The sequence below is a fragment of the Rhizobium sp. N324 genome, from assembly GCF_001664485.1.
Classification (GTDB): Bacteria; Pseudomonadota; Alphaproteobacteria; order Rhizobiales; family Rhizobiaceae; genus Rhizobium.
Genome location: NZ_CP013635.1, coordinates 292,321 through 312,388 on the forward strand (window position 1 = coordinate 292,321; position 20,068 = coordinate 312,388).

Consider the following 20,068-nt stretch of genomic DNA (forward strand, 5'->3'; position numbering starts at 1 on the left):
CTCAAACATACACGGGATGACTACGTCTCCATCTCTGCTAATCTCGAAGTCCACGTATCGGAGGACTTCGTGCAGACATCCCCCAGAAGGTCCCTGTTCTCAGGCCGCTCAGCAGAACTCGATGCGATGGACTCCGCATTCCGGGACGTCTCCGGCGGGCGGCAACGCTCCATTCTTCTCGGCGCGGAAGCAGGCGGCGGCAAGAGCCGGCTGGTAGAAGAATTTGCCGGCCGACTGTCGGGCCGGGCCCTCGTCCTGAAAGGCGGCTGCATCGAGCAGCGGGAATCGGCATTGCCCTATGCGCCGGTAACCGCTTTGCTGCATGAACTGGTTCAGCTGCGCGGCGGGACGGCCGTCAAATCGCTTGTCGGCGCCGAGGGTGCGCGCGAGCTGGCATGGCTTCTTCCCGAATTCGGCGAGACCTCTGAAAGATTTGATGCGGGCATAGCAAGAGCGCGGCTGTTCGAGGCGCTGAGAAGGTTGTTGGAGGAGCTCGCCCGGGATGTGCCGCTCGTCTTGGTCGTCGAGGACATTCACTGGGCCGACCAGGCCACATGCGATCTGCTTCGTTTCCTCACGGCGCGGCTGAGGAAAACTCGGCTGATGCTGATCGTCACCTACCGACCCGAGGAGACCAGCGGCAGCAACGCACTGCGGACGACCATCGCGGACCTCTCGCTTTCCGAGGGGGCCGCGGTTTTAAAGCTACCCCGCCTGAAGCGCGCCGAAGTCGCCGCCCAGCTTCAGGGGCTGCTCGGTCGCCCGCCGACACCCGCCATCATCAATGAGGTCCATGCGCGGTGCTGCGGGATCCCGCTTTTCACCGAGGCGCTGATCGATGCCAGCGGAGGTTTGCGTAGGGATTTCCCTGGTTCGCTCAACGACTATCTGCTGAAAGCCGTCAGGGAGATGCCGGCGTCAACGGCCGAGCTCCTGAAGGTCATGGCGCTTGGCGGCCCGCATATCACGCATGCGCTTCTTCGCAGCGTGACTGAGAAGTCCGACCGTGAACTGGCAGACGTGCTGCGAGCGGCGATTTTGGCTGGGATCCTCGTGCCGGATGGCGAGGGATATGCATTCCGCCACGCGCTGATCCACGAAGCGGTGCGGGGTGACCTGATCGCCGGCGAAAGGATGGCCATCCATCGCGCCTATGCCGAAGTGCTCGAACGCGGCCCGGTTCCAACCTACCGGATTTGGCATTCCGTTGCGCTCGCGCGCCACTGGCACGGCGCCGGCCAGGCCGAACCTTGCCTGCGCTGGGCTTGGCAATCTGCCGCTGAGGCCGCTGCCACCTTCGCCTATGCGGATCAGATGGAGATGCTGAAGCTCGTGCTGGCGGCCTGGCCCGACGTCGATCATGCGGCTGATCAGATCGGCGCGGATCACTGCAGGGTGCTGGAACTCGCTGCCGATGCCGCCTGCTGGGCGGCGGAAGCGGAACAGGGACTGGCCTTCGTCGAACGCGCACTCGCCGAAGTGAATGACGAGCGCGACGGCCAGCAACTGGCAGCCCTTCTTCTGCAGCGCGCGGTGATGCGTCAGCACACACTGATCCCAGGCGAAATCGCCGATCTCGAACGAGCGCTTGAGCATGCGACCGATCCCACGCGGCTGCGCGCGGACGGATTGGGGCAGTTTTCCCGGGCGCTGATATTGCGGGGTGAATACGATCGCGCCAGGCTCTTGGGCGACGAACTGCAGGATCTGGCGGAGAGGCTCGATGACGAGGAATACCGTATCGAGGCACTGATCGTAGCGGCATCCGTGGACATGGCCTCGAACAGCTCTCGCATCGATGACTTTTGGAGCGTGGCCAGGCGCGCCGGGCAAGCCTCCATCGGCCGCGTCGAGGTGCTGGCGGGCGCAGGCCTGCTGCAGGCCCTGCTTGAGACCGGAGACTACGCGCAGATCATCGAAACCGGACCGGCTATCTTTGCGCGGACCGTCGAATTCGGCCAGGCGCGGTATATCGGAGCAATCGTGGGCTCGCCCTTGTGTCGCGCCTTGCTCGCCGTCGGCCGCGTTTCCGAAGCCATAGAGACATGCGAACGGATGGCGGCATTGGATCCGCTGCCGCTGGGGCTGGTTCATGTTTTCGAATGCCAGGCAGAGATCGCCCTGGTCTTGGGAGATCCGGATCGCCTTGCCGCCGCGGCAAACTCCCTACGCGCTCTGCCACCCGGCCCTCAGGTCGCGAGCCGCATGGCGGCCAATCTTTTGAGATTCGATATCGAAAGCCGCGCGCTGGCAGGCGACATGGAACAGTCTGCCATCCTGATAAGATCGGCTTCGACCCGTTTCGAGACGCAAGGCGGCGTCTCTTGGCCGCTCCTGGCCTCGGCCATACGTGTCGCCGTCGATACGAACCGGAAAGATGTGGCCCAGCAGCTTGCAGGCCTTGCCGCTCGGGCTCCGTGCCGCAACTTGGTGGAGGAAGCCGAGAGGCTCAATCTCTCGGCCGAGATGTCGCGCGCGACGGTTTCCGACCTTGATGCCTGGGAGGCAGTTGCCCAAAGCTGGGCCGATTTGAGCCAGCCTTTTCGGCAGGCATATGCCCTCATGCAGGCCGGGAGTGCTGCGGTTACTGCCGGCAAGCGCGCCGGGGGTGCGGGCCATTTCAGGCAAGGCGCGGATCTTGCCCATTCGATCGGCGCGCGCCTCCTCTGCAATCAGATCGAGACGCTGGCTGCAAAGGCCCGCATCGACCTGTGGGGCGGGAAAGAGGGCAGCCTGCCGAAGGCACCGCTTGGCCTGACGGATCGGGAATTCGAGGTGCTTCGGCTTGTCGCCGCCGGACAAAGCAATCGTCAGATCGCCGATAGTCTGTTCATTTCCGCGAAAACGGCGAGCGTCCACGTTTCCAACATCTTGAGCAAACTCGCCGTCCCCAGCCGCGGCGCCGCAGCCGCCATGGCCCATCGGCTCCGGATGGTTGATCCGGCATAGATGTCAGTTTTAGCAGATTGCCCGGCTAGACCCTCCTGATATTTGCTCACGGCATTTCATTTTTCATTGCCTAGGCATTTTGCCTGATGTGCGTACACGGCCTTACGCCGAGCATGGTGATATGGCGCCCTCGAACGGCGCTCGGGTTTCCATCGACCGGAGGTCAAAATGCACGTCTCTTCCGCCGCCCTGGCCGACACCCAACGCACGATCGATTCTTATGAAGGCTGTGCCGATGAATATAGCCGCATCGTTGATCCCTTTCCCGCGGCCAGCCTAGAGGCGGCCCTGCGTCAGGTCGCCATTGCCGCCGGCCAAGGCGGCCGGGTCCTTGAGATCGGATCGGGGCCCGGGTGGGATGCGGATTTCCTGGAGACGCAGGGCGTGTTGGTGAGGCGAACGGATGCCACGCGGCGGTTTCTCGAGCTGCAGGCGGCGCGCGGCAAGGCAGGCGAGTACCTCAACGTCATCACCGACGACCTCGGCGGCCCTTACGATGCGGTGATCGCTCTCTGTGTTCTCATCCACGTGCCTCGCGACCAGACCGGCCAAGTCCTCGAAAAGATCGCCGCCGCGCTGCGCCCCGGCGGCGTCTTCCTGGTGACGATGCGGGATGGAGACGGCGAGACAAGCGGCGCCTACCATATGACCTATTGGCGCCGGGACGACTTCGCGCTGTGCATCAAGGCGGCCGGCCTGGATCTTGAATGGGACGCCTACCGCATGGGCCGCAACAACGAAGCCTGGAACACCTTTTATGCACGGCGACCGGGATGACCGGCCGCATTTTCCTGCGGCTAGACGCCGAGACTAGCGCCGGCCGCGCCGGACATTTTATTTCCAGCTCGTGTAATCAGCGGCCGTGCAACCAAACGGCGCACGATCCTGGCCAAACCGCTTCTTCAGCTGCTCGCATCCCCACGCGTTTACCGGCGCCGGCATGAGATTGTTGATGTCCATGCCAGGCGACTGGAATTGTGTCGGGGAACTGGTGACGTACCAAAGCCAGAAGCCGACCACACCGACGACGATCAGAAGCAACGTGCCGAAGAAAAGCTGCAGCCGCTTCCGGATCGATACCGTCCTCTTGGGTTCTTCGATCAATACCGGCGCATTCCGATCGCCGTCCTGCTGGTCCACCAGGGGTGCGAGAGCCGCGACGCGCTCGGCATCGGTAAGCTCGAGCCGCTGCAGACGATCGTCCAAAAGCACCGGCAGGGCCGTATTGCCGTGCCTGACGGCCATTCCGATCGCCTTGCCATTGGCTTCCCCGACGATCAGCGGCTCCTGCCCGCTCTTCATGCGCGTGTACGCCGATCGCCCGGTTTTGTCGGCGGCAATCTTGTCATTGTAGGTGATGGAAAGGATGCCGCGCTTGCGGTCGAATGCGCTGATCTCGACCGGGATAGGGATAAGCCTGGCGGGCCGGCGCAATTGCCCCTTGACCCGCCAGATGCGGATGCCGAGAAAAATCATACCCAGACTCATGCCGCCAAGCAGAACCACAAACGCGGCGAGCGTGATGATCCTGTTCCAGAGCATGTCCAGACCCAGGCTCATCGTCGCGAGTTCCGGATGATCGGCGGAAATCACAAGATCGGTTTCATAGTCGCCGGTATGAAAATCGACGAACATGATCTCGACCTCGGTGTCGTAGTGTCGTCCGCCGTAGCTGTAGACAAGGCGTGCTTCGCAGTCGGTGAAGACTGCCTTGCGGGTCGTGCATTTCCCGTTTTGCACGTCGCCGTTCTCGAGCACCAAAGGGTTCTGGCTGATCTGGAAATCACGGATCACACCCGGTGCTTCCCAGATGAACAGAAAGATAGCCAATGCCAGGATAACCGGCGTTGACCAGAAGTAAGCGTTCGGCGTGGAGATGACGTCGCGCGCCAATGAAAGCGGGCGGCTGGGGAGAACAAGCGAAGACAATGGCGCGGACCCCTCAAGTGACAGCGCAGCGCGCCGGTAAAGCTTCAGACAGCGACCGATGAGGACGAGAGTTGGCGTCATCCACACCGGCTTGCACAATCCCATTGTGTGATACCGATCTACAACCTGTTGCAAGCGATCGGCAATCTCTTTCTACACGCGCGGGCGGCAATCCTGCGTTGATTCCGTGGATAATGCGGGCGGCACGAGACATGAATTTCAGCGAGGTCTCCGGAGGCTGGATGGAGACGAACAAAACAGTCGGATCGTCAGGCGATCGGTTGTCGGGAGCTGGATTGACCCTCGACGAAACTGTTGCCTCTTTGTCTTTAAAGTTGCGTCACCGCCATGAAGGTTGATAGAGGAGAAGCGGCGGTATAGTTTCGCTTTCGCAAATCGACGAATGACACAAGGAATAGTTATCTCATGCCGACAGGTACGGTTAAATTCTTCAATGACGACAAGGGCTTCGGCTTCATCACCCCCGAGGATGGCGGACAGGACGTGTTCGTGCACGTGTCTGCGCTGCAGCGCGGCGGTTCGCTCCGCGAAGGCGACAAGGTCAGCTTCGACGTTGGACAGGATCGCAAGACCGGAAAATCGAAGGCTGAGAACGTCTCAACCCTCTGATCGAAAGTCGAAGATTGCCCAACCCGCTTTGAGCGGGTTGGGCTCGCCGTCACGCCATAGGACGCGACGATAATCAGGGTCATGTGTGTCGTATCCGGATACGGGACGCAAGGGTGCTCCACGCATGCATGTCAATATGCTAGGCTCTCTACGCCTCTGACAAAATGCTCTCGGCCGCTTTCTCGGCAATCATGATCACCGGCGAATTGGTGTTGCCCGAGACGATCGTCGGCATGATCGATGCATCGACGACCCGCAGCTTCGCCAGCCCATGCGCCTGCAATTGCTCATCGACAACCGCCATCGTGTCGCTGCCCATCTTGCAGGTGCCGACCGGATGGAAGATCGTTGTGGCGATATCGCCGGCGCGCCGATCAGTTCCTCGTCACTCTGATATTCCGTGCCCGGCAGTATCTCCTGCGGCCGGCACTTGGCGATGGCGTCGGCCCCCATCAGCCCGCGGACATGCCGAATCGACTTCGTCGCCACAATCCACGGCCGGCGCCCCGCATACCAACCCGCAAAACCGTAGAAGCGGCGCGCATGGCCGTCCTGCTGGTCGCCATAGGTTGCAATGATAAAACGGCTCGTCTGACGCGGGCGTGATCGCCGCGGCCCACTCGAGCTAACGGAGGAGGCCGGCTTCCTCGGCCGCGGCCTTGAAAGCCAGTGCGGCCGCGGCTGAATCGGCTCGCCCGTCAACGGCCTCCGTGCAGATTTTCTTTGCGACGGCGAAGGATGCCGCTTTCTCACGCGGCCAACACGTCATCAGATATGCAAGCGCGTCCCTGCTGTTGCGGATACTCTTAGGGTGGTCGCCATCCCCGATGACCTCAACGGGCTGGTCCCAAAAATCGTGGCGCATCGACATCTCCTCAGCTCTCGGCTATCGGCTGAACGTCATCTGCGCGGGCTCGTTCCAGCATGAGTCCTAATCAGATCGGGTGAACGGCCTTTTGCGCGCCGCATGGCGTGGGCTGTCTTCGGCAACTGGATTGTGATCCTCCTTGGCTCTACAGCAAGGGACGTATTCCAAGCCCATCCCATTAAGGTGCATTCATCCATGACAAAGAAAGTTTATCTCGCCGGTCCCGAAGTCTTCCTGCCAAACGCCCGTGAAATGCTCGACCGGAAAGCTGCGCTTGCCCGCGAGGCCGGGCTTCACCCGCTCTCGCCAGGCGATCTGGAAATCCCGCAGACGAATTCGAAGCGGGAGCGGGCGGCGGCGATAAACGCGGTGGACGAGAAGATGATGATGGAGGCTGACGCTATCATTGCCAATCTCACGCCGTTTCGCGGTATTGCAGCCGATACCGGGACGGCCTTCGAACTCGGCTTTATGTGCGCAAGCGGCAAGCCTGTCTTCGCCTACACGAATGTGGCGAGGGATCACAGCGGACGCGTCAGTGATCTTTATGGCGGGGCCGTCGCCTATGATGCCGAAGGACGGCTGCGGGACCCAAACGGGATTGCGATCGAGGATTTCGGCCTGGCCGACAATCTCATGCTGCACGCCGGGATCGAACGGCGCGGCGGCGTTCTCATCGTCGGAGACGCGCCGCGGGACGGGCTCTATACGGACCTTGCGGCGTTCAAGAGGTGTCTTGCCGTGGCCGTTGAGAAGCTGCGCTGAATTCCCGAACCTGGTGATCAGCGGCTTGCAACTGTGCCGAATAGGGCTCGGCACAGTTTCGTTGGGAGCCGCAGCCCGCCGTCAGACCAGACCCGGCACGACGAACACCAACCAGGCAACGATCGGGCCGATGATAGCGATCAGGGCGCTGTAGATCAGCAACTGCCGCAGCACCTGCCCTCGCCTGTCATCCGGCGCGTTGGCGACGACAAGGGCGCCATTGGTGGAAAACGGGCTGGTATCGACGATCGTGGTCGAGATTGCGATCGCCGCAACCACGCCGACGGCGCTGATGTGCCCTTGCAACAGGAATGGAACGGCAAGAGGGACAATCGCGCCGAGCAGCGCGGTCGATGATGCAAAGGCCGAGACGATCGCACCCGTAAAGCAAAGCAGAAGCGCCACCAGCAGCGGCATGCCCAGACTGGATATGCCATGCGCCACGTAGTCGACCGTCCCGGCCTTTTCCATTACGCCGACATAGGTAATGATGCCGGCAATCAACAGCACGGTCGACCAACTGACCTTGTCAATCGCCGCTTTCTGAGCCTTCGGCGACAGCAGCGCCAGGGCGACGGCCACCGTCATTGCGACGAGGCCGACATTGAACTTGAAAACCAGGGCGCCGACGCCAAGCGCCGTCAAGCCGATTAAGGTGGTAATTCTCTGATTGTCGAGGCGCAGCTTCGCCGCCGTATCGGCCGCCGTGCCATAGGCATGTTCCCTGATCGGTTTTGCCGGCGTGCCGCCATGACCTCTGATCGACGCCGATACGCCCTCGGGATGCAGTTCGGGCAAGGGGCCGATTGGTGCGGCTTCCTGCGTCTTCACTCTGGCGCCGCCGAAAACCAAAAAGACCAGCACGGCTATCGCCAGGTTGAAGAAGAAGCTGGAGAGAAACAACGACGTCGGCGCGAAAGGCAGGCCGGCCTTCTCGACGATCTGGTTGGTGATGCCGCCATAGATACTGATCGGCGAAAAGCCACCCGCCTGCGCTCCGTGGATCACCATCAGGCCCATCATCACAGGGTGAATGCGGTACTGCACGGCAAAGCTCAACGCGACGGGCGCGAGGATCGCGACCGCAGCCGGCCCGAGAGCACCGAAACCGGTAATCACGGCGGCGACGAGGAACATCACCCAGGGAATCAAGGCGATCCGCCCGCGCACCAGGCGGACGGCACATTCGACCAGCCAGTCGATCGTGCCGTTGATCTGTGCGATGGCGAAGAGGTAGGTGACGGCGACCAGCGTCAGGAACAGGTCGCTCGGAAAGCCGGCGAAAATGTCGCTGGTCTTCATCCCGATGACCATGGAGCCGAGCACGAAGGCGCCGGCAAAGGCCAGTGCGCCCATGTTGATCGGCTGGATCGTCGCAACGACAAACATCGCGACCAGCAGTCCGATGGATAGCAATTCAATACCCATGATTCCCCTCCCTCCGACGCTTCCGGCGCCGCAGTTGCTGTTTTCAAGATTGATCCGGAATGCGGGCACCCTCCTCCCAGAGGGGCGTGGTCGCCTTACGGCCTGGTGTAAAGATCGGCGTATTGCTGCCGCAGGATGTTTTTCTGAACCTTGCCCATCGTGTTGCGCGGCAGGTCCTCGGCAAAGATGATGCGCTTGGGCTGTTTGTAGCGGGCAAGACGGTCCTGGAGGGCGCTGACGATGGTCTTTTCATCCAGGACGGCGCCGGGCTTGCGCACGACGATGGCGGTCACGCCTTCTCCGAAGTCGGGATGCGGCACGCCGATGACGGCGCTCTCGACCACACCCTCGATCTGGTCGATCTCACCTTCGACCTCTTTCGGATAGATGTTGTATCCACCCGAAATCACCAGATCCTTGCCGCGGCCGACGATGTGGATATAGCCGTCCCGATCGATCTTGCCGAGGTCGCCGCTGATGAAGAAACCGTCGGCGGTGAATTCGGCCGCGGTTTTTTCCGGCATGCGCCAATAGCCCTTGAAGACGTTCGGCCCCTTGATCTCGATCATGCCGGTTTCTTCAGCCGGCAGCGCCTGCCCCGTCGCGGGATCGGTGACGCGCACCGTCACACCAGGCAGCGGAAAGCCGACCGTTCCGGCAATCCGTTTGCCTCCATAGGGGTTCGACGTGTTCATGTTGGTTTCCGTCATGCCGTAGCGCTCGAGAATCGCGTGACCGGTCCGTGCCTGGAAGCCGGTATGCGTTTCTGCAAGCAGCGGAGCCGAACCGGAAATGAAGAGACGGATGCCTGCGACCGCCTCTCTGTCGAGGCGCGGGCTTTGCAGGAGACGCACATAGAAGGTCGGCACGCCCATCAGCATCGTTGCCTGCGGCATCAGGGACAGCACCACATCCGGGTCGAACTTCGACAGCAGGAACATCGAGGCGCCGGCGAGCAGCGTGACATTCGTGGCGACAAACAGCCCATGCGTGTGAAAGATCGGCAAGGCATGGATTAGCCGATCCTCGGCGGTGACGCGCCAATAATCTCGCAGGGTCAGGGCATTCGACAGCAGGTTCCCATGGGTGAGCATCGCCCCCTTGGAACGGCCCGTCGTTCCCGACGTGTAGAGGATCGCCGCCAGATCATCGGCGGAGCGCGAAGCATCGACAAAGTCGGCCGGCTCATCGCGCGCGAGATCGAGCAACGAGCCGCTGCCGTCGGCGTCGAGCGTTTCGACGATCGCGCCGTGCGCCTTCGCCATCGTCTCCACGCCCGCCCGGGCAGCCGAGGCAACAACCACCAAACGCGGCTCGGCGTCGCCGATAAAGTAGTCGAGCTCGGCCAGCGTATAGGCCGTGTTGAGCGGCAGGTAGACCGCGCCGCTGCGAAGGCAGGCGAGATAGAGGATCAATGCCTCGGCACTTTTTTCGACCTGCACCGCCACGCGATCGCCCGGGCGAATGCCGAGCGCATCCATGGCGCTGGCGATGCGGCCGGAAAGAGCGAATGCGTCATTGTAGGTCCATGTGCGCGTGCTATCGATCCGGATAAACGGTGCGTCACCGGGCGCGGCGGCCCGGATCGCGTCGAAAAGATGGTTGCTCACTTTCGCCCTCCTCCAAGCGTTGAGTTCATGATCTGTGCGAATGGCCGGGAGCCTTGCTGGCCATGGCCGCCGCTGCGGCTTTCGTCGTTCTGGTTGGCCAGGTTTTTGACGGCCGGCGAGGCAATCACTTCGCCGCGCTGCGCCAGAGCCTCGTGGTTGGCCACGATATCGTCGAGCTTATAGAGATAATTGACCATCAGACCGTGCGCCTGCTGCATCGCCTTGGCCGAGCGGTCGCCCAGAAAATTCAGTCTTTCGAGCCGGGCGCCATTGCCGAGATGGAAGCGGGCGACGGGATCGACGGGCCGCCCCTCCGGCGTCCGTTCGATCAGGAAATAACGGGCCGCAAGCGGCAGCAGCACCCGCTCCACTTCGGTTGCCGTATCCTCGTTGTCAGGCCAGTTCGGATCGTGCAGCAGCATCAGCGTTTTGCGGGCCGCATCCGGCAGCGACCGGTCGGCGGTTGGAGCACGCGCCTTGGCAAGCCAGCGGGCAAAGCCTGGAACGGGCGACAGCGTAACGAAATTCTTTAGGCCGGGCAGGTCTCTGCGCAGGTCATCCACGACCTGCTTGATCAGGAAGTTGCCGAACGAGATTCCGCGCAAACCATCCTGGCAGTTGGAGATCGAGTAGAAGACAGCTGTCGTCGCTTCGTCGGCATTGATCTGCTCCCTGCCCTCGTCGAGAACATCGCCGATCGCGCCGGGCACCGATCGTGTGAGCGCCACCTCGACGAAGACGAGCGGCTCATCGGCTAACCGGGGGTGGAAGAAGGCAAAGCATCGCCGGTCGCACGGCGCCAAACGGCGGCGCAGCTCCTCCCAGCCGGCGATCTCGTGCACCGCCTCGTATTTGATGATCTTTTCAAGAATGGAAGCCGGCGTCGACCAGTCGATCGGCCGCAGCGTCAGAAAGCCACGATTGAACCAGGAACCGAACAGATGCGTGAAGTCGGCGTCAAGGGCGCGATACCCTTCGGACTGGTCTTTGGAAGCAAGCAGTTGCTGACGCATCCGGACGAGCTTGGCGGTGCCGTTCGGCGCGTGATTCAACCGTCGCAGCAGCTCCTGTCGCCGTGGCTCGGCGGCCTGATGGAGAGCAATGATGACGGCGGAGCTTTTGTCAGTGCGGTAATTTTCAGTCGCCTGGTCGAGCTTGGCCGTGTCGGGCCCGAGCTTTTCATGAAGCATATGGAGGAATGCCTGCGCGCCGTCGCTGTCGAGTGCCTCCCAGCGATCGAGGATCTCGGCCGCAAGGGCCATGCCCGAGGCTTCGCCCCGGCTCGATAGCAGCATTTCACAGAGTGTCTGGAGATCGGCCTTGGCTGCGGCCTGCGTGGCGCGTGAACCAGAAAACAGAAGCTGGCGTCCGCGATCGGTGATGCTCTGCAGCATATCGGTGAAGAAGGAAGCTTCGGACATGCCATTTCTCCTCTCTGCCGGGTGGCCGGCCGCGTCACGTGCACCTTGCAGCTTCTTCCCATCGCCGCGTTTCACCGGTAGTATGTAAATTGTCACTTTTCGTACACGAAGTCAATCATCGTGTATACAAGAATGGCCATCGCGTATAAAGGAAACGAACCGAATGTCCGAAAATGCCGGCCGATGGCTGCGGGATGAGATTGAAAACGCAATTCTTTCCAACGAGTTCTCCCCTGGTGAGCGGCTCGACGAAATGGTGCTTGCGACACGGTTCGGGGTCTCCCGCACACCGGTGCGCGAAGCGCTGATGCAACTCGATGCGATCGGCCTCATCGAAATTCGGCCGCGCAGAGGTGCTGTTGTCATCGATCCGGGACCGCACCGCGTCTATGAGATGTTCGAAGTTATGGCCGAGTTGGAGGGCTTGGCCGGCTCTCTCGCCGCACGGCGGTTGGACAACACCTCCCGGGACGCGATCGCCGCCGCCCACAGCCGCTGCCAACAATCAGCCGGCGCCGGCGACAGCGATGCCTATTATTATGACAATGAGGAATTTCATAAGGCCATCTATGCAGCCGGCCGAAGCGAATTCCTCGAGGAGCAATGTGTGCAATTGCACCGGCGGCTGCGACCCTACCGCCGCCTGCAACTGCGCGTGCGAAACCGCCTGTCGACATCCTTCTCGGAACATAGCGCCATCGTCGATGCGATCTTTGCCGGAGATGGCGACGAAGCCCGCCGTCTGCTGCGGACGCATGTCGGCATTCAGGGTGAGAGATTCAGTGATCTGGTCGCAAGCATGGCGAACAGATGATCGCTGTTAGAAATCCGCCCGGCAGATTGATCAATGTTCAGCGGTCGCGTCCCACAGGCTGAGATGAATCGCATCACACAAACGATCGCTGCGGGTCTTGAGAATGCTATGTCGGGAATGCCCAGGGATTCACGAGTGCCACTTCCATGCCCTCGAAATCCTTGATATTGCGCGTGACCAGCGTCATGCGGTGGGTGAAGGCTGTCGCCGCAATATAGGCGTCGTTGATCGGTTTGGGATTGGGCACATGCCACTGGGCGGCCTGAACGGCCGCAGCCTCGTCCAGAGGCAGGACACGGCCGGAGAAGACTGCGAGAACGGAATTTTCCAGCCAGTTGCGCAGCACCTTCCCGGCGGCTGCATCATTATGCTCGACCAGCCGAACGCCAATCTCCAGTTCGTGCAGGACGACGGAGGAAATGAACGTCTCGGCCGGATCGACGGTTTCGTTCCAGACCACCACATTGGGGTCGGCCTTGCCGCTCGCGACCTTGCGCAGTTCTGAAACGACATTGGTATCGAGCAACAGCATCACGACAGATCGACCGGTCGGGCATGCTCGGTGCGTGGCGGGAGCGGCAAGTCAACGTCTTCCGCTCCCGGCGCTGCCAGCATGTCACCGAGGGTCCGCATTTTACCGGTAAGCCGCTTGTATTCGTCGAACGACAAGAGAACATGCGCGGGCCGCCCCCTGTCGGTGATGATCACAGGCCCGTCCTTGGTGGCGCGCTTGGCGCGGCCAAGATCCTGATTGAGTTCTCGGCCTGAAAGCGTGGTGACGGTCATGGCGAGCCTCCAACGTATGTGGTTACGTAACCACATTTAATCGGAACTAGCCGGAATTACAAGATGCAGTCGCTGCCTCGCCCTTGATCGCAAGCTCTGACCTACAATCGGCAAGCACCGCAATCAGATGAACTCTGCGGCGTCTCCCCTTCAAAGGCGCCACAGATCGTCCTCGCCGCCGAATTTAAGTGCAACAGCTTCGAGCCGACCATTGACATCGGTGGTGTTAAGGCCGAAGCCGCACTCGGCGACGCAATGCGCGGCTATTTTTTCTCGAGGATTCGACAGATGAAGACCAAGGCGGCGACAGCCAATGCCGGAAACCTGATCATGACCGGTGTCCTGCTGATGCTGCTCGGCGATCTGCTCTTTGCGCTGAACGATGCGATGGGCAAGTGGCTGGTCGCAAGCTTTGCCGTCGGCCAGGTGCTGGTGATCCGCTCGGTCGGCGCTTTCATCGTGCTCGGCCCGATGATCCTCCGGCAAGGGCCGATGGCCTTGTTCCGCGTCGAGCAGAAAGGCCTCCAATTCATACGGGTCATCATGGCGACCTGCGATGTCGCGCTGTTTTATGCTGCCGTCGCCTATCTGCCACTCGCAGATGTCATGACCTTCTATATGGCCGGGCCGATCTACATTGCGGCGCTCTCGCATTTCTTTCTCGGCGAAAAAATCGGCTGGCGGCGTTGGCTGGCTGTTGTGATCGGCTTTGCAGGCGTCGTCATCGCGCTGCGCCCGTCGACGGCGATGCTGTCGCTTCCATCGCTTTTCGGTCTTGCGGGCAGCCTTGCCTTTGCGCTGTCGCTTGTCATGAGCCGCTATCTGCGCTCGACCAGCGACACGACGCTGGTGACATGGCAGACCGTGGCGGCACTGGTCACCGGCATCGTGCTCAGCATCGGCCATTGGCAGCCGGGAACGATTGTCGACTGGTCCGGCATGCTGCTGCTCGGCATCGTTGCCACCTGCGCGCATTTGCTCATCACCCGCTCGCTGAAGCTTGCACCGGCGTCGCTGCTGGCGCCGCTGCAATATACGCTGTTGCTCTGGGCGATCATCCTTGGCTACCTCTTCTTCAATGATGTTCCCGACACGCAGATCATCATCGGTGCGGCAATAATCGTCGTTGCGGGGCTGTTCATCTTCCATCGCAAGAATCTGAAAGAGACGGTTCCGACTGAAGCCGTTCCGCCCGACGGCCATTGAGACGCCAGCGCTGTTTATCTTGAGCTTCACACAAGACGTTCCAACCCTTGGAATTGCTGTTTATTTCCATCCGTAAGCCGAGCGGGAATAAAACCTTTTCCCTTCCAGCGCCAAAGCAGCGGCAATGATCCCATGGGGCGAAATTTCCGCCAGCAACCTTTTCGCCTTCACCATGCACATCCCAGAGTCACCGCTGCACGCGGAGTTTCCGCGGAACAATCTGGACGCTTGCACGCTACCCCGGAGCATTCAAACACGGGAGATCACCATGGCGTCTATGACCCTCGAAGACCTATCCTCGCAACTGAAGAAGATCGATTTCTGCATGCTGTCTACGACCGCAGGCTCCGGCCGCATCTCGGCCCGGCCGATGAGCAATAATGGCGACGTCGAATATGACGGAGATTCCTGGTTCTTTTCATATGAAGACAGCAGGAAAATCACCGAGATCGAAGGCGTCGACACCGTCTCGCTGACGTTCACGGCGCCACCCAGCCTCCTCGGCAAGCCGGGGATTTTCATCGCTGTCGAGGGCCTCGCCTCTCTGGTCCGGGACAAGGCGGCATTCGAAGAACATTGGGTCCCCGATCTCAAGCGGTGGTTTCCAGAAGGAGTGGACACTCCAGGGATCGTCCTCATCAAGGTTTCAGCGTCCGCCATCCGATACTGGGATGGCGAGGAAAACGGTGCGATCGCCCTGCCTGGCTCCGCGAATTAAGGTAATGCAAAGCCGCTCTGCTCCCTTGCATGTTTCGATGAAGCACGGGTCCCCGCGGGAGGCATGCGAGGCTGCCGGGCATTCGTCGGCAGTTGAACCCTAGTTCTCATCCGCCGGCGGCGGCTCCCAGCCGAAGACGCTGCGGCCTCCGAAATCGGCGGATTGGCGAAATTCGCCGGCGATGATCTCCTTGAGGTCGGGACCGGTGACGTAACGTTCCATCTGCCTGGATTGGTCGTCCAGGCGCTTGAGCGCCTGCAACTCCTCCTCACGTCCGAGCCTGCCCTTCTGCACCGCCGATTTCATCACACCGATCGTCTCGTCATAGACCTTGAGCGGCACCGGGAAGGGATGGCGGTCCTTGCCGCCATGGGCGATGGAAAAGCGCGCCGGATCGGAAAAACGGCAGGGTGCGCCGTGGACGACCTCGGCCACCATGGCCAGTGCCTCCACCGTGCGGGCGCCGACACCGGGAACCAGCAGCAGTTCCTCGAAATCCGCCGGCCCGCGGTCGGCTGCGGCGGCGAGATTTCCATGCAGGCGGCGCATGTTGACGTCGCTCTCGCGTACGTCGTGATGGGCCGGCATGATCAGGTGCGGCAGCATCGGCTGCGCGGCCGGCTCGGGCGCCGGCTGCTCGACACGCCGTAGCGCGGCGGCCTCGCGGACGATCCGGTCGGGACCGAGCGTCGCCAGCAGATCGAGCTGGCCGCGCCGCGAGCGCTCGGCGCGCCTGTCGGCCAGATTGACGATCGTGCCCTGGCTCCGGCCCTCGATTGCCGCATGCGGCGAGTCGACAAAACTCTCCAGCCCTTCCGACAGCCAGTGATAGCGCCGGGCCTGCCGCCTGTCGCCGTTCATGCCTTGCTGCACGACGACCCAATGGCCGTCGTCGGCGACGATGAAGCCGTGCAGATAAAGATCGAACCCATCCTGAAGCGCGGCGCTGTCGACCTTGGCAATGAGACGGCTGGTCGTCGCCAGCCCTTCGCCATCGAGGCCGACGCGCTCGCCGATCGACACGAGTTCCTGCGGGGTTTTGCGCGAATGCGCACCGCGGCCGCCGCAGACATGCAGGCCGAGCTCGCCGGCGCGCGGTTTCAGCCCACGCTTCAGCGCGCCGAGAACGCTGGTGGTGATGCCGGAGGAATGCCAATCCATGCCCATCACCGCGCCGAACGACTGAAACCAGAAAGGGTGGGCGAGTCTGCGCAGGAATTCGTCGCGGCCGTAATGATGCACGATCGCTTCGGTGATCAGGGCTCCCAGCCGCGTCATCCGGTCGCCGAGCCAATGCGGCACACGTCCCCCGTGAAGGGGAAGATCGGCGCTGCCTGCACGTTGTGACATCTCGTTTCCTTGCGCGTTTATCGCCGGGCGAAGTGAGCCCGGCCGCCTCTTAGAGCACCGTAGGGAACCCAAAAATATTCCAGGCGTTTGTTTTCCCAGTTAGAAGCCGAGGCAATCATGACCGCATTCGAGACTGTCTTCAATGACCCGAGCCTGACCCAGGCAAAATCACAGCGGCCGGACGGCCACGAAAAACCGAATACCAGCGCTTTGCGCCTCGACGGCAGCGCCGAGAAGGCGGCCTTCCTGATCAACGGCAACAGATATTTCGCCGAAGTGTCGCGGACTCTGCGGCAGGCTCGGCGCACGATCTGGATCGTCGGCTGGGACTTCAATCCCGACATCCCGTTGGAGCCGGAAAAATCCGACGAGACTTTGGCAGACCTGTTGCATGAGCTCACAGCAGCCAATCCCGAGCTCGAAATACGCATCCTCATCTGGGCGCTGGGGCCGGTCTATTCTGAAAAATCGCTGCAGGTGCTTCGCAAGAAGAACTTCCCGAGGAATGCCAGGATCGACCTGCGCTTCGATCTTCAAGGTGCCGTTCGCGGTTGCCACCATCAGAAACTCGTCTGCATCGACGACGCCGTCGGTTTCATCGGCGGCATCGACCTGACGTCACGGCGATGGGATACAAAGCGCCATCGTGCCAGGGACAGGCTCCGGCGGGACCCCGAAGGCGTTTCCTACGATCCGCTGCATGACGTGCAGGCGATGGTCACCGGTGACGCCGCCCGACTGATCGGCGATATCGCCAGGCGGCGCTGGGAAGACGCCACCGGCGAACAGCACCTGCCGCTTGCCGAGCGCGCACCCTTTTCCTGGCCGGATGATCTTCCCGTTTCGCTGCGGGACATCCCGGTGAGCTTCGCGCTGACGGAGCCGTCGACAACCGCGCGCGCCGGTATCTGCGAAGGGATCGCCTCGACATTGGACATCATCTCCCGAGCACGCCGCCTGCTTTATATCGAGGCGCAATATCTCGCTTCCTTCCGTGTCGCCGATGCCATCGCCGCGCGGCTGCAGGAGGAGGACGGCCCCGAGGTCGTCATCATCTGCACGCGCAGCTCTCACGGGCTGATCGAAAAGCTTGTCATGGGCGGCAATCGCGACCGCGTCATCCGCGTTCTCAAACGGGCCGATCGCGGAAACCGGCTGCGGGTTTATTTCCCCGTCGTGCCCGGGCCGACAGTGCCCGGGCCGACAGCGCCGACTACGGTCGACGAGGTCGAGGTGCTGATCCATTCCAAATTGATGATCGCCGATGACGACTTGGTGCGCATCGGCTCCTCCAATCTCAACAACCGCTCCGAAGGCCTTGATTCCGAATGCGATATACTGTTTCACGCCGCAACAGACGAACACCGCCGCGCGATCGCGGAGCTCCGTAATCGTCTGCTGGCGGAATATCTCGGAACCGGCACCGAAACCTTTGCGGCGGCTTACGCGCAAAGCGGCTCGGTGATCGATGCGATCGACGCGCAGAATGATGGCGCTCGGGGTCTGAGAGAATTCGCCGTCGAGCTTTCCGGCAGTATCTCACCGATCAGAGGCACCGGCTTCTTCGACCCGGCCCGCCCTTTCCTGCCCCTACACCGACTGGGCCTCGGCGCCCTCATCCGCCTGCTCATCCGCCCCGCGTGATCTTCGGAAGACGATCTCGGTGACGATGAGAAGCGTCGTGCCAAGCGCCAGCGGAATGAAGAAGTAGGCGCAGCGGAACGCGATCAATGCGCCGATCGACGCCTGCTTCGGCACGGCATAGGAGACGGTCGCCTCGAGCACACCCAGGCCGCCCGGAACATGGGTTGCGAGAATTGCCGAATTGGCCAACACATAGGCCGTCACCGACCGGAAAAAGGCAACGTCGCCGAAGGCCGAGAGCATTTGGTGCAGGCAGGCGGAGACGAGCATGAAGTTGAGCGTGCCGATCCCGACCTGCGCGACCGCAATCCTAAATCGCGGCAACTGAAACGACCAGCGCCAGAGCCGCAACTTGCCGCGGATGAAAAATGCCAGCCCCGCATAGACGACCGGCACGACGAGTGCCAGCAAGCCGAAGATGCGTACACTGGCGGGATCAAGCCGCAGCAGGCGCCCGGCATCACCAGGGTTGACGATCAGCGCAAGACCGCCGAGCGTGATCAGCCCGAGCCCGACCGTCACACCGCAGAATAGGATGATTTTCGCCACGTCCTCGGTCGTCAGCCCCCAGCGCGAATAAAAACGATAGCGGAAGGCGCCGCTGCTCAATCCGGCAAATCCGATATTATGGCCGAGCGACAGGCTGATGAACGAAGCCAACGCAATTTTGGGATAAGGCAAGGATTTGCCGAGCGAGCGGATCGCCAGCAGATCGAAACAGCCAAGGCACAGATAGGACGCCGCAGCAAAGAGCAGCGCTGTGCAGAAGCTTGAAAGCGGTATGCTGCGGACCGATTGGACGATCTGGTCGAGGCTGTATTGTTGGAAGATGCGATAGAGAAGAAAGACCGCAAGACAAAGGGCGGCAACGAGCAGTCCATTCCAGATCATGCTTTTCAAACTCATCGATTGTCCTCAAGGGTGCGAGCGTGATGGGCCGATAATCCGGAACGATCAAACGAGTTTTGTGTTCCCCCGGGAACCACATCCATATCCCCAGGGGACGAGCTTCAGCGGGCCGATGCCGGAAAAATCAATCAAACTCCTGACCTATAACGTCCACAGCTGTATCGGCGGCGACCGCAAGCTCGATCCGGGGCGCATCGCTTCGGTCATCGCCGAGGCGGAGGCCGACATCGTCGCTCTCCAGGAGGTCGATGTCCTCAGGCGCAGGACCGGCGGCATCGACCAGGCCCATACGATTGCCTCGCTTCTCAAGATGCAGGCGCATTTTCACCCGGCGCTGTCGGTGGCCGAAGAGCAGTATGGCGATGCGATCATCACCGCCTTGCCGACCGGCGCGGTCAAGGCCGGCCCGCTTCCATCCCTCGGCGAGCAGCGCGGCGCCCTTTCCGTCGAGATTCAGGTCGGCAGCAGAAAACTGCTGGTCGTCAACACCCATCTCGGCCTTCGCGGCCGCGAGCGCATGCGGCAGATGACGACATTGCTGAACGCGGGCTGGCTACGCGGCAGCACGGACGAGCCTCTTCCCACGATCCTCTGCGGCGACTTCAACGCCATTCCGTCATCGGCGACGTATCGACTTGCCACGCGGTCATTGAAGGACGCCCAACTTGCAGGCAAGGACCGGCCGAAAGCGACCTTTCCGTCCCGCTACCCGCTGATGCGTATCGACCACGTCTTCGTCAGCGACGATCTCGTCGTCAAGAAAGCGGCCGTGCTGCAAAACCGGCTGACGAAGATCGCTTCGGATCACCTCCCTCTTCTTGCAGAGATCGGCTTCGCTTGAACGCTGGCGTCACGCGCGACTGCCTTGGCGTTGTTATCCACCGAAAAACGACATGCATCAGCGCTTGCAGCGACATTGAAACGAATATTTCACGAATAACATGATATGGAATATTCATTCCGTCAGGACATTATGTGTCCGGGCGATGATTGGATGTTCAGTCGGATCGAGCGGATCGGGACCTTCACTCGAAATCGACT

General features: G+C 61.5%; 18 protein-coding genes and 1 pseudogene. 9 read left to right on the forward strand and 10 right to left on the reverse strand.

The features are described from left to right. Window positions 1-126: 126 nt before the first annotated feature. Both AMK05_RS31355 and AMK05_RS31360 read left to right on the forward strand, forming a co-directional pair. On the forward strand, window positions 127-2,949 hold the full coding sequence (locus tag AMK05_RS31355; RefSeq protein ID WP_442966280.1) for a helix-turn-helix transcriptional regulator: 2,823 nt from the start codon (window positions 127-129) through the stop codon (window positions 2,947-2,949). A gap of 168 nt (window positions 2,950-3,117) precedes the next feature. Continuing rightward, the gene (locus tag AMK05_RS31360; RefSeq protein ID WP_064844215.1) at window positions 3,118-3,726 is read left to right on the forward strand and encodes a class I SAM-dependent DNA methyltransferase; all 609 of its coding nucleotides are present in this window, start codon (window positions 3,118-3,120) and stop codon (window positions 3,724-3,726) included. A gap of 57 nt (window positions 3,727-3,783) precedes the next feature. On the opposite strand, the gene AMK05_RS31365 is transcribed toward AMK05_RS31360, so the two are convergent. Then, window positions 3,784-4,878: a hypothetical protein gene (locus AMK05_RS31365; RefSeq protein WP_064844217.1), complete on the reverse strand. Its 1,095-nt coding sequence runs from the start codon at window positions 4,876-4,878 to the stop codon at window positions 3,784-3,786. 426 nt (window positions 4,879-5,304) lie between these two features. Between AMK05_RS31365 and AMK05_RS31370 the strand changes: the two genes are divergently transcribed. Continuing rightward, window positions 5,305-5,508, forward strand: coding sequence for a cold-shock protein (locus AMK05_RS31370; protein WP_003572688.1), 204 nt, complete (start codon window positions 5,305-5,307; stop codon window positions 5,506-5,508). Between the two features lie 148 nt (window positions 5,509-5,656). Here the strand turns inward: AMK05_RS31370 and AMK05_RS34220 are convergent. Together AMK05_RS34220 and AMK05_RS31375 are read right to left on the reverse strand one after the other, a co-directional pair. After that, window positions 5,657-6,000: pseudogene (locus AMK05_RS34220) on the reverse strand (GMC oxidoreductase); the annotation flags it as partial. Between the two features lie 133 nt (window positions 6,001-6,133). Continuing rightward, window positions 6,134-6,379 carry a DUF982 domain-containing protein gene (locus AMK05_RS31375; protein ID WP_335725717.1) on the reverse strand — a complete coding sequence of 82 codons (246 nt, stop codon included), beginning with the start codon at window positions 6,377-6,379 and terminating at the stop codon, window positions 6,134-6,136. A 192-nt stretch (window positions 6,380-6,571) separates the two neighbouring features. Between AMK05_RS31375 and AMK05_RS31380 the strand changes: the two genes are divergently transcribed. Continuing rightward, complete coding sequence (locus tag AMK05_RS31380) at window positions 6,572-7,141, forward strand: nucleoside 2-deoxyribosyltransferase (protein WP_064844222.1); 570 nt, start codon at window positions 6,572-6,574, stop codon at window positions 7,139-7,141. An 81-nt stretch (window positions 7,142-7,222) separates the two neighbouring features. On the opposite strand, the gene AMK05_RS31385 is transcribed toward AMK05_RS31380, so the two are convergent. From AMK05_RS31385 to AMK05_RS31395, 3 genes are all read right to left on the reverse strand, one after another. Continuing rightward, window positions 7,223-8,569, reverse strand: coding sequence for an SLC13 family permease (locus AMK05_RS31385; RefSeq protein ID WP_064844224.1), 1,347 nt, complete (start codon window positions 8,567-8,569; stop codon window positions 7,223-7,225). 95 nt (window positions 8,570-8,664) lie between these two features. Next, the gene (locus AMK05_RS31390; protein ID WP_064844226.1) at window positions 8,665-10,179 is read right to left on the reverse strand and encodes a malonate--CoA ligase; all 1,515 of its coding nucleotides are present in this window, start codon (window positions 10,177-10,179) and stop codon (window positions 8,665-8,667) included. Beyond that, a complete protein-coding gene (locus AMK05_RS31395) occupies window positions 10,176-11,600 on the reverse strand; it encodes a malonyl-CoA decarboxylase (protein WP_064844228.1) in 1,425 nt (474 codons plus the stop codon). The genes AMK05_RS31390 and AMK05_RS31395 overlap by 4 nt, the downstream gene beginning before the upstream one ends. Window positions 11,601-11,763: 163 nt before the next feature. Here AMK05_RS31395 and AMK05_RS31400 point away from each other — a divergent pair, with 163 nt between their 5' ends. Continuing rightward, window positions 11,764-12,414, forward strand: a complete 651-nt coding sequence (locus tag AMK05_RS31400; RefSeq protein ID WP_064844230.1) for a GntR family transcriptional regulator — start codon at window positions 11,764-11,766, stop codon at window positions 12,412-12,414. 106 nt (window positions 12,415-12,520) lie between these two features. Here the strand turns inward: AMK05_RS31400 and AMK05_RS31405 are convergent, their stop codons facing one another. Both AMK05_RS31405 and AMK05_RS31410 read right to left on the reverse strand, forming a co-directional pair. After that, entirely contained in the window at window positions 12,521-12,946 is a 426-nt protein-coding gene (locus AMK05_RS31405) for a type II toxin-antitoxin system VapC family toxin (RefSeq protein ID WP_064844232.1), read from the reverse strand. Further along, window positions 12,946-13,200, reverse strand: a complete 255-nt coding sequence (locus tag AMK05_RS31410) for a type II toxin-antitoxin system Phd/YefM family antitoxin (protein WP_064844234.1) — start codon at window positions 13,198-13,200, stop codon at window positions 12,946-12,948. The genes AMK05_RS31405 and AMK05_RS31410 overlap by 1 nt, the downstream gene beginning before the upstream one ends. 288 nt (window positions 13,201-13,488) lie before the next feature. Between AMK05_RS31410 and AMK05_RS31415 the strand changes: the two genes are divergently transcribed. Together AMK05_RS31415 and AMK05_RS31420 are read left to right on the forward strand one after the other, a co-directional pair. Beyond that, window positions 13,489-14,406, forward strand: coding sequence for a DMT family transporter (locus AMK05_RS31415; protein ID WP_064844994.1), 918 nt, complete (start codon window positions 13,489-13,491; stop codon window positions 14,404-14,406). A gap of 268 nt (window positions 14,407-14,674) precedes the next feature. After that, window positions 14,675-15,124 (forward strand): pyridoxamine 5'-phosphate oxidase family protein, encoded by a 450-nt coding sequence (locus AMK05_RS31420; RefSeq protein ID WP_064844236.1) that lies wholly within the window; start codon window positions 14,675-14,677, stop codon window positions 15,122-15,124. A 99-nt stretch (window positions 15,125-15,223) separates the two neighbouring features. Here the strand turns inward: AMK05_RS31420 and AMK05_RS31425 are convergent, their stop codons facing one another. Beyond that, window positions 15,224-16,474 (reverse strand): DUF763 domain-containing protein, encoded by a 1,251-nt coding sequence (locus tag AMK05_RS31425; protein WP_064844238.1) that lies wholly within the window; start codon window positions 16,472-16,474, stop codon window positions 15,224-15,226. 117 nt (window positions 16,475-16,591) lie between these two features. Here AMK05_RS31425 and AMK05_RS31430 point away from each other — a divergent pair, with 117 nt between their 5' ends. Continuing rightward, window positions 16,592-18,118 carry a phospholipase D-like domain-containing protein gene (locus tag AMK05_RS31430; protein ID WP_064844240.1) on the forward strand — a complete coding sequence of 509 codons (1,527 nt, stop codon included), beginning with the start codon at window positions 16,592-16,594 and terminating at the stop codon, window positions 18,116-18,118. On the opposite strand, the gene AMK05_RS31435 is transcribed toward AMK05_RS31430, so the two are convergent. Then, the gene (locus AMK05_RS31435; RefSeq protein ID WP_064844242.1) at window positions 18,065-19,024 is read right to left on the reverse strand and encodes a lysylphosphatidylglycerol synthase domain-containing protein; all 960 of its coding nucleotides are present in this window, start codon (window positions 19,022-19,024) and stop codon (window positions 18,065-18,067) included. The two genes, AMK05_RS31430 and AMK05_RS31435, sit on opposite strands and share 54 nt — an antisense overlap. A gap of 115 nt (window positions 19,025-19,139) precedes the next feature. Here AMK05_RS31435 and AMK05_RS31440 point away from each other — a divergent pair, with 115 nt between their 5' ends. Beyond that, complete coding sequence (locus tag AMK05_RS31440; protein WP_064844244.1) at window positions 19,140-19,868, forward strand: endonuclease/exonuclease/phosphatase family protein; 729 nt, start codon at window positions 19,140-19,142, stop codon at window positions 19,866-19,868. The last annotated feature ends 200 nt before the right edge of the window (window positions 19,869-20,068 follow it).

Coding starts and splice junctions, on each gene's coding strand:
- AMK05_RS31355 (WP_442966280.1), top strand. CDS start 127: ATGGACTCCGCATTCCGGGACGTCTCCGGCGGGCGGCAACGCTCCATT.
- AMK05_RS31360 (WP_064844215.1), top strand. CDS start 3,118: ATGCACGTCTCTTCCGCCGCCCTGGCCGACACCCAACGCACGATCGAT.
- AMK05_RS31370 (WP_003572688.1), top strand. CDS start 5,305: ATGCCGACAGGTACGGTTAAATTCTTCAATGACGACAAGGGCTTCGGC.
- AMK05_RS31375 (WP_335725717.1), bottom strand. CDS start 6,379: ATGTCGATGCGCCACGATTTTTGGGACCAGCCCGTTGAGGTCATCGGG.
- AMK05_RS31380 (WP_064844222.1), top strand. CDS start 6,572: ATGACAAAGAAAGTTTATCTCGCCGGTCCCGAAGTCTTCCTGCCAAAC.
- AMK05_RS31385 (WP_064844224.1), bottom strand. CDS start 8,569: ATGGGTATTGAATTGCTATCCATCGGACTGCTGGTCGCGATGTTTGTC.
- AMK05_RS31395 (WP_064844228.1), bottom strand. CDS start 11,600: ATGTCCGAAGCTTCCTTCTTCACCGATATGCTGCAGAGCATCACCGAT.
- AMK05_RS31400 (WP_064844230.1), top strand. CDS start 11,764: ATGTCCGAAAATGCCGGCCGATGGCTGCGGGATGAGATTGAAAACGCA.
- AMK05_RS31405 (WP_064844232.1), bottom strand. CDS start 12,946: ATGCTGTTGCTCGATACCAATGTCGTTTCAGAACTGCGCAAGGTCGCG.
- AMK05_RS31410 (WP_064844234.1), bottom strand. CDS start 13,200: ATGACCGTCACCACGCTTTCAGGCCGAGAACTCAATCAGGATCTTGGC.
- AMK05_RS31415 (WP_064844994.1), top strand. CDS start 13,489: ATGAAGACCAAGGCGGCGACAGCCAATGCCGGAAACCTGATCATGACC.
- AMK05_RS31420 (WP_064844236.1), top strand. CDS start 14,675: ATGGCGTCTATGACCCTCGAAGACCTATCCTCGCAACTGAAGAAGATC.
- AMK05_RS31425 (WP_064844238.1), bottom strand. CDS start 16,474: ATGTCACAACGTGCAGGCAGCGCCGATCTTCCCCTTCACGGGGGACGT.
- AMK05_RS31430 (WP_064844240.1), top strand. CDS start 16,592: ATGACCGCATTCGAGACTGTCTTCAATGACCCGAGCCTGACCCAGGCA.
- AMK05_RS31435 (WP_064844242.1), bottom strand. CDS start 19,024: ATGAGTTTGAAAAGCATGATCTGGAATGGACTGCTCGTTGCCGCCCTT.
- AMK05_RS31440 (WP_064844244.1), top strand. CDS start 19,140: ATGCCGGAAAAATCAATCAAACTCCTGACCTATAACGTCCACAGCTGT.